Raw genomic sequence first — 6,216 nt, 5'->3', positions numbered from 1 at the left:
GGCCGATCAGCTTCTTGATGGTTTCAGGGGTTGCAGCAACCCGTGTTTCACCCGTCTGGGTTTCGAGAGGAACACCAATGTGCACGTCAAATCTCCTGCGTGATCTTATTGAGTAAACCCAGGCACTACGGATGAATGGGGCGGCAGGGACGTCCTATCAGCACGATTGCGCCAAATCGGAACGATCAATCATTCGAACACTGGCAAAAGTCGATTCGTTTCGTGCTTGGTCGAGCGCTGCCAGTTGTTTAGTTGATGACTGCTGCGTAGTCGCAAGCGTTGCCGGTTTGCGACTCATTTCAGTGCCGGAACGCTCGTCGCTTGGTGGAACACCAAAGTACTCGCGATAGCATTTGGAAAAGTGTGGTGTGGACACGAAACCGCATACATACGCCAACTCTATGATCGACAATGATGTTTGCTTAAGCAGTTGTCGCGCTCGAATAAGACGTAACCTTAAGTAGTAGCGTGACGGCGTACAGTGAAGGTATTTCTGAAATAGCCGTTCTAGCTGTCGACGTGACAGATCAACGTATTCTGCAAGGTTATCCAGGTCGATCGGTTCCTCGAGATTGGCCTCCATCAACGCGACGATCTCCTGCAGCTTAGGCTGATGAGTTCCCAGCACATGCCTAAGCGGAACGCGCTGATGGTCCTGTTCGTTGCGTATGCGCTCGTAAACAAACATCTCAGAGATGGCTGCGGATAATTCACGACCATGATCGCGACCAATCAGGTGCAGCATCATGTCCAGCGGCGCTGTTCCCCCGGAGCTTGTGAATCGGTTTCGGTCGAGGGTGAAGAGACTCGCGCTGATGCTGACTCGTGGGAAAGCCTCCTGCATGGCGGCCAAAAATTCCCAATGCACGCTGCACTCGTAGCCGTCGAGCAGCCCGGCTTTTGCGAGCGCCCAGCTACCGGTGCACACACCTCCCAACCGTCTGGATTGACGCGCCAAGGTTTGCAGCCAGGTAATGTGCTCGCGGGTAATCACGCTCTGGATTCCAACACCACCGCACACGATTACAGTGTCCGCCACCAATGGATTGTTCCACGAAGCATCTGGGGTAATCGGCACGCCATCACTGGCCCAGACAGGCTCTCCATCGGGGCTGAACGTATGCCAGCGATATAGCTCTCGCCCCGACAACTGATTGGCCATGCGCAGTGGCTCTACTGCGGACGCCAGGGAAATAAGTGTGAATTTATCCAACAGCAGAAAACCAACGGATTGAGTCGTACCGTCGGACACGGTGGAGTTCGATGACATCGTGGTCATGTCCTCACAAAGAGCGATTACGGCCTGAGACGCAGGAGCTTGTAATACCCCCCAGCCTTGGCGTAAGGAGTATTAGGTTTGGCGCAAATACCTCCTTGGTTTTATCCCACTGACGTCACCCTCGCAGCCTGCGCAGGGTGACGCGACGTCACAAGGCCGATAAAGGAAATCGCCAGCGCCAGTCCAATGGTTGTGCTGACTTCGGTACGGTGCTCTGGTGTGATCATCATGACTGCCAGCGCTGCGCAAATGAACACAATCACCAGCCACGTCAGCCATGGAAACAGCCACATGCGAAAGGTCAGCTCAACGTTCTGCCGATGCAACATCCGGCGCATGCGCAGCTGCGACACCGCAATGGCCAGGTACACCAGCAAGGCAATCGCGCCGGAGCTGGCCAGCAGGAAGTCAAACAGCCCGGCGGGCATGAAGTAGCTCCACACGGTGATCGCCGCGCCCAGCACGGTGCTGGCGATGACCGCTGCCCGCGGCACGCCTTCGGAGGAGGTCGCCTTCAGCGCCTTCGGCGCATCGCCACGACGGCCCAGCGAGTACAGCATGCGCGAAGCAATGTAGATCGAGGAATTCATGCAACTGGCCACGGCGATCAGCACCACCACGTCCACCATGAACTTGGCGTGGGGAATGTTCATGATCTCCAGTGCCCGCTGGTAGGAGCCTACCTGGGCGAGCAGCGGATCGTTCCAGGGCACCACGGAGATGACCACGAAAATCGACAACAGGTAGAACACGCCGATGCGCCAAATCACCGAACGCGTGGCCTTGGCAATGTTCTGCGAGGGATTGTCGGATTCGGCGGCGGCGATGGTCACTGCCTCGGTCCCGATGAAGCTGAACATGATGGTGATGAAGGCGCCCACCACCGCCGACAGGCCGTTGGGGGCGAACCCGCCGTGTTCGGCCATCAGGCCGCTCAAGCCGCTGACCTCCCGTTCGGGCACCCAGCCCATCAACACGGCAAAACCCACGCCGATGAAACCGATGATCGCCACCACCTTGGCCATGGCGAACCAGAATTCGAATTCGCCGTACTTGGAGACACTGAACAGATTGGTGATCACTAACGCAATGATCGACACCAGGGCGAACAGCCAGGCATCGATCTGGGGAAACCACTGGTTCAACACATGGCCGGCGGCCAGTGCTTCGATAGGAATCACAAGTACCCAGAACCACCAGTACAGCCAACCGATGGTGAAGCCTGCCCAACGACCTATTGCCTGGTCGGCATAGGTGGAGAACGAGCCTGTGTCCGGGTTGGCCACCGCCATTTCACCGAGCATACGCATGACCAGAACGACGAGCAGACCTGAGAATAGATACGCCAACAGGACTGCTGGGCCAGCAGCTGCAATGGCATGTCCTGAGCCAACGAATAAACCGGCGCCGATAATCCCGGCGATTGACAGCATTGTTACGTGACGAGGCTTGAAGCCCTGCGCCAATTGGCCATTCGAATCCTTGGAACTCGGGCTGATCATTGGTTTTTTTTCTCTGCTGATCGACATTTAAGCGAATTGATGGGGGCAACGGATCATCATCGTTTCCTGCTGCCGCTTCCTAAAAGTGGCACCCTTCAAACGCTGCAGTTCTTATCAAACCCATCGTCGCTATGTGGTTACTTCTATGAAAAGACGCGCCACCTTACCCGGCTTGTTCGACAATTCAGTTGCCTGTTCACGCCGCCTCCTTGCCTGATATCGACACGTGCCAATTTAGCGTTCACAGCGAAAACCAATCGGTCACGAAATGGCCAAGTGCAATCATTTTGTTTTTTGAGGATTCTGCTAAAGCAGCAACGGATGGGATAGCTTGGAAGGTTTATGCGGGCGAGAAGGTTTCGGGACGAGGGTCGCGAGATCTCTCTGGGAAGAGCGGATTGGATGATTGCTGCCTGTCGCGACCGGCTGAAAACGACCCACAGCAGACGGTCACGACCGACCGCTTATGGCTGTGGATTCAACCGGTCGACGCAACAGATTGGCTAAATCGTTTAGCGGGCGTTTCGTAATTTAGTGTTTTTCGAGGGCATCTGCCGCCCGCGCGGTTGAGTTCACTGACAGCTAGCCACTTGGTAGCCGATCGACGAGGAAATCCACTAAAGTCTTCACCCTTCGGATCGGCGTGCCAATGGTAGTGACCTAAAGAAGCGACTAAATGTTGTGTTGGATCTCCAGCATCTTGAACGTCACTTTTCCGCCCTCGGTGGGATAGCCGGTGTTGTCCTGCACATACGCACCCGCTTTGAAATACAGTGGTTTGGTCTTCCAGCTCGGGTCGATGGTGGTTCTCCAGTTGTATCCTGCTGCGCTGATGCCCAGAGCGCCCTTCGGGCTGAGGTGGATCTGGTAGGAAAAGTTGCGGTCGAGCGGCACACCCGTCGCAATGGTAATGACCTGGCCCTCTTCATCGTCGGGGCGCATGCGCACTTTGACGACAATGTTTCCAGTCGAAGTCGACGTTTTGTATTGGTATTCCAGCTTCACCATGGGGCTGTTGCTGTCCTTGTTGTGAATCTGACCAATCACGATCTTGCCGGTGCTGGGCACCTGATTGACGGTCAGACTCGCCCGCAGAATGTTATCCGCCGCTGAATACTGCCAGTTGCGCAGCGTTCCATCGCTATAGGTTTCCCGCAACTCGCTGCGCGGGTAAATAGCGTTGGCCGTCCTGGAACCGGTCACAGGTGCCCAGAAGGAAAGGGTAGCGGCTTCAGAACTGAAATACTGGTCCTTGAAGCCTTGCGCCAGTCGAGGCGTTTCTATGGTAGCCGGTGGGCTGCCTTCAGGGATGCTTAAATTCCAGGTGGCGAGGTCGATCATGTCAATAATCCTGTATGCGGGGAATGTTGCGGCCACAGTTGCGCTCGAACCGACGCTATTGAGCTGTGTCAATTGGGTCTGCTGATTAGGAAACCCGTATGGCGGTAGATTGACGTCAAATGTTCGTCGAGGTGGGTATTGCAGGCTTTGTGCCTACGGGGGTCACCGTTAGTCGGCTATTTTGGGAGTTGATGGAACTAATCCGGGTTGCTTAGCAGCTGCAGCGAAGGGACCTAAGCCATCAGCGGTGGACGGGTCGGCTAGGATGAGTGCATGCACTGGACGAAGAACACGCTCAGAAGCCGGTTCTGAATAACCGGCACGCCGCGCCATAAAGACAGGAGACTGCTCATGAGCCACCGAAGCAATTTTGCGCTGTTGAGCTTTGATCCGGCGTTTGCGTCGTTGCGCAATGGCCTTTCGGTCGCTCAGCAGATTGACGACACACTCTGGGTGGCGAACGACGAAACCACGAGCCTGGAACGCCTGCAAATCCAGGATGCTGCGCCCGGCGACGTCGTAAGGTGCGATGAGCACCAATCGTTTCAGCTCCTGGAGTATTTGGATCTGCCCCTACCGAAGCAAGACGCCGAGATCGATATCGAGGGGTTGGCCTATACCCATGACAGTGGTTACCTCTGGTTGGTGGGCTCCCATAGCCTGAAGCGAAAGAAGGCAGAGGCCGGCACTCCTGCACAGAAGAATATCAAGCGCCTATCGACGGTAGAGGCGCAGGGCAATCGCTTTCTGCTGGCCCGCATCCCTGTGGTCCGGCAGAACGACGGCTATGCACTCGCCAGGAAGGTGGACGCCGATGGACGTACGGCGGCGCAGCTACATGGCAACGAGGTCAGTAACGACCTGACCACGGCCATTGCTGAAGATCCTCAACTACGCGACTTCCTGAGTATCCCGGGTAAAGACAACGGCTTTGATATCGAAGGGTTGGTGGTGATTGGCTCGCGTCTTCTGCTAGGGCTACGTGGACCGGTCCTTCGCGGCTGGGCTGTGTTGCTGGAGATAGAACCTGAGCTGAACGACGCCTCGACTGACACGCTGGTGCTTAAGAAGATCGGTCCGGATGGGCGCCGCTATCGCAAGCACTTCTTCGCGCTAAATGGTCTGGGCTTGCGTGACCTGTGCACTAGCGGTGACGATCTGCTGATCCTGGCGGGTCCCACCATGGACCAGGATGGTCCGGTAACGGTCTTCCGCTGGCGCGGCGGTTTCGCGTCCGACGAGGAAAGCGTGGTCTTTACGGATCAATTGGAGAAGGTGCTGGAGGTGCCTTTTGGGCAAGGCAATGATCACGCTGAGGGCATGTGTTTGTTCGAATCGGGCGAGCAGCTTGGGGAGGTCCTGCTGATCCTCTACGACTCTGCGGCGCAGAGTCGTAAACACGGCGATACGGATGTGGAAGGGGACCTGTTCATCCAGAATTAGCCACGCACCTCGACGTCAACGCGGCCTGTAGATCAGTTTGCCTGGGCTGCTGGTCGCCACCCTCGGACTATCAGCACTGGCCCTGCAGTTTGAGTCGGTCTTCATCGCGGTGAAATGGCTCGGCGTTGCCTTTATCCTGTTCATCGCCTGGAACTTATGGTCAAAGAACACCGAACAAATGCAGGCACCTCCAAAGCGCTCAGCAGGCCGGGCCTTCTCGCCGGAGCCGTGCTGACGCTGAGTAATTTAAAGCCGTCGTTTTTTTCGGCGCGGGTTTGCCCCATGCATTTGATCTGACGGCTCTGTCCTGGCCAGAAGTCATCTTCATTACCGCGCTCGGCATCAGGATCGATCTCACCGTCCAATTGACTTACCTCGTTACCGCGTCGCGAATCTAGCGGGCCATCCAGTCGCCGAAGACAATGAAGCGTCTGAATAGAACGTCAGCAGGTGTCATGACGGGTTGTGCGGGTTGGGTGGACGTTTGCTGATGGCGGATTTGAGGCGCAACCAGTGACCGCTAATGGCCCAGAGTGTGTAAAAACGCTCATGACCTCATCGCTTTCGATCATCGACGTTCGTTGACTGAGCGATTGTGCAGTCGATGCCGCGGATCGCATTAGTCGCGACCTGGAACACGCCAACGCTGTT

The 6,216-nt window shown here is 56.2% G+C and carries 5 protein-coding genes; 1 reads left to right on the top strand and 4 read right to left on the bottom strand.

The genetic code is table 11. The features are described from left to right. From KGB06_RS27960 to KGB06_RS27945, 4 genes are all read right to left on the bottom strand, one after another. On the bottom strand, nt 1–85 hold an 85-nt coding region (locus KGB06_RS27960), incomplete at its 3' end, for a hypothetical protein (protein ID WP_223473437.1). Nucleotides 86–157: 72 nt separating this feature from the next. Further along, on the bottom strand, nt 158–1,270 hold the full coding sequence (locus tag KGB06_RS27955) for a GlxA family transcriptional regulator (protein WP_411741879.1): 1,113 nt from the start codon (nt 1,268–1,270) through the stop codon (nt 158–160). 110 nt (nt 1,271–1,380) lie between these two features. Next, nucleotides 1,381–2,781, bottom strand: coding sequence for a GABA permease (gabP, locus tag KGB06_RS27950; protein ID WP_223521505.1), 1,401 nt, complete (start codon nt 2,779–2,781; stop codon nt 1,381–1,383). Between the two features lie 672 nt (nt 2,782–3,453). Beyond that, on the bottom strand, nt 3,454–4,122 hold the full coding sequence (locus KGB06_RS27945) for a polysaccharide lyase family 7 protein (protein ID WP_223521503.1): 669 nt from the start codon (nt 4,120–4,122) through the stop codon (nt 3,454–3,456). A gap of 351 nt (nt 4,123–4,473) precedes the next feature. Here KGB06_RS27945 and KGB06_RS27940 point away from each other — a divergent pair, with 351 nt between their 5' ends. Then, nucleotides 4,474–5,565, top strand: coding sequence for a DUF3616 domain-containing protein (locus tag KGB06_RS27940; RefSeq protein ID WP_223521501.1), 1,092 nt, complete (start codon nt 4,474–4,476; stop codon nt 5,563–5,565). The last annotated feature ends 651 nt before the right edge of the window (nt 5,566–6,216 follow it).

Source organism: Pseudomonas sp. GL-B-19 (genome assembly GCF_019956415.1).
In the GTDB taxonomy this organism is placed as follows: Bacteria; Pseudomonadota; Gammaproteobacteria; order Pseudomonadales; family Pseudomonadaceae; genus Aquipseudomonas.
Note: the sequence above shows the minus strand (reverse complement) of the source record. Positions and strands in the feature narration are given on the sequence as shown.

Excerpts from the sequence above, each read along its gene's own strand:
- KGB06_RS27945 (WP_223521503.1), bottom strand. The coding sequence starts at position 4,122 with ATGATCGACCTCGCCACCTGGAATTTAAGCATCCCTGAAGGCAGCCCA.
- gabP (WP_223521505.1), bottom strand. The coding sequence starts at position 2,781 with ATGATCAGCCCGAGTTCCAAGGATTCGAATGGCCAATTGGCGCAGGGC.
- KGB06_RS27955 (WP_411741879.1), bottom strand. The coding sequence starts at position 1,270 with ATGTCATCGAACTCCACCGTGTCCGACGGTACGACTCAATCCGTTGGT.
- KGB06_RS27940 (WP_223521501.1), top strand. The coding sequence starts at position 4,474 with ATGAGCCACCGAAGCAATTTTGCGCTGTTGAGCTTTGATCCGGCGTTT.